The 1,801-nt window shown below is 36.8% G+C and carries 2 protein-coding genes; both read left to right on the plus strand.

Features of this window, described 5'->3' with window-relative positions; translation table 11 throughout:
* The first annotated feature begins 123 nt into the window (after positions 1-123).
* Positions 124-657 (plus strand): hypothetical protein, encoded by a 534-nt coding sequence (locus G322_RS0119105; RefSeq protein ID WP_022943261.1) that lies wholly within the window; start codon positions 124-126, stop codon positions 655-657.
* 123 nt (positions 658-780) lie between these two features.
* Positions 781-1,611: a DUF6236 family protein gene (locus G322_RS0119110; protein WP_022943262.1), complete on the plus strand. Its 831-nt coding sequence runs from the start codon at positions 781-783 to the stop codon at positions 1,609-1,611.
* The last annotated feature ends 190 nt before the right edge of the window (positions 1,612-1,801 follow it).

A 1,801-nucleotide genomic window follows, 5' to 3' on the forward strand; every position in this document is an offset into this window, starting at 1 on the left:
AACTAACAAGTCGTTTAAACGGAATAAAAACAGTTGGCCATCGCTTCGCGATTATAGCCAACCATTTTTATCCGCTTAACGAGGCGTTATGTGTTTGTGCAGATTGATAAGGAGTCCCATATAATGATTGAACAATTTAAAATTTGGATGGAAGAAGTCAAAGATAAAGCTATAGCTGATAAGCATGAGAAAGCGAAAGTAAAAGGTGATGAAACCAAATGGAAAAAAGAAATATGGAAAAGTCCTAAAAAAAATACCGCAATTAAAAATCGTTTTAGAGATGAAGGTGCTAATTTAGGTTATAAATCTAGACCTTCTTATGTCACAAACGCTGGAGAGTGGCTTTATGATTTTGTGTGGCGTCAATTTAACGATGATGGACATTTGATAAACGTAGTATTAACAATGGAAATTGAAGTATCTGAGATGCATGAAAAAGGTATTCAATATGACTTTGATAAATTACTTCAAGCAGATTCCATGTACAAAATTTTAGTTTTTCAGTTAAAAACAGAAGGTGAAGTAAATCAGGCTTTACTAAACTTCAAATTGGCAACAGAGAGCTACAATTCAAAATCTGATTCAGAATATTTATTATGTGGCTGGTGCACTTCAAAGAATGAATTCATATATAGTGACTTCAAGATTAAAGTATAAACACATAACAAGTTGCTTAAACGGAACTAAAACAGTTCATCATTTTTGCAAAAAAGACCGCAAAAATCCTGCCCTGCTTTAGTCCGCTTAGCAAGACGTTAGCACTCTAAATCTGAGGTCAGTATGAATAAAAAGGGAATAGTAGTATCTCCGCCTTTCAAGCCTATTTATACAGGGGGAGTTAGTTGTGGCGGATCTCCTGATCCGATAGAGTTGCGAAAATACCTTATGTATTGGGACGAAATTGATTACCCCTCAAATATGCTAATTCATGTTTCTTCGCCTGAAATTGATTATCTAGAACAGACTGGAAAACTAAAACGCACTCATGTTCGCTTCCAAGGAACAATAAGTTCGGGTCGTGGTGAATTCTTCATTCAGGCTCAAGAAGCTGCATTTAGGAAAAATCAAGATGAGGAGCCTGGTTGTTGGACGATCGCACAACTAGCTGATATCCCTTTTTACACTCAACAGAGTGTAAGTGTTGGTGTCGAAGTAGAGCTATATGACATGCTACCCGTTCCTAGTGCGGACACTCCATTAGCAGATATTTTAGAGTTTAAAGAAAAAAGACAAGATGAACTCACTGCATTCCGTTGTCATATGGATGAGGTCAATGAAAAAATATTGAGTTCAAGAGATATACCGCGTGCAAGAAATGCTCAAATGGCTCGTGTCGAATTGGCGTTGAAAGATATTGATAAAACTTTAAATGAGTCTGGTATAAAACGAATTACAACACATTTAAAAAATGTAATTAATGCTGATTTTTCAGGTATTGCTGGCGCGGGTTTAGGAAGCGCAGGTATTTCCACATTTATTGGAATGTCTCCTTTAATTGCAGGTGTCGCTGGCGCCGGTTTAGTATTTGGCGTAAAAAGCTTAATAATGCCATCAAATCAGTGTCCTACTGATTTAAGTTACATTAATAGTATCAGAAAGAACTTTCGGTAAACGAGTGCTAACAAGGCAATTAAACGGAACTAAAACAGTGGGTTACGTTTCGCTTCGCTCTACATTATAACCCACAATTTTAGTCCGCTTATTGCGGCGTTATGTGCTTGTCGGGAAAAATAAGCTAACTTCGTTAAGCAAGATGTGAAAGGAGAAAGTCTAATGATTGAGCAAGGCTACTACACAGATA

The sequence above is a fragment of the Psychromonas hadalis ATCC BAA-638 genome, from assembly GCF_000420245.1.
Taxonomy (GTDB): Bacteria; Pseudomonadota; Gammaproteobacteria; order Enterobacterales; family Psychromonadaceae; genus Psychromonas; species Psychromonas hadalis.

Coding starts and splice junctions, on each gene's coding strand:
- G322_RS0119110 (WP_022943262.1), top strand. CDS start 781: ATGAATAAAAAGGGAATAGTAGTATCTCCGCCTTTCAAGCCTATTTAT.
- G322_RS0119105 (WP_022943261.1), top strand. CDS start 124: ATGATTGAACAATTTAAAATTTGGATGGAAGAAGTCAAAGATAAAGCT.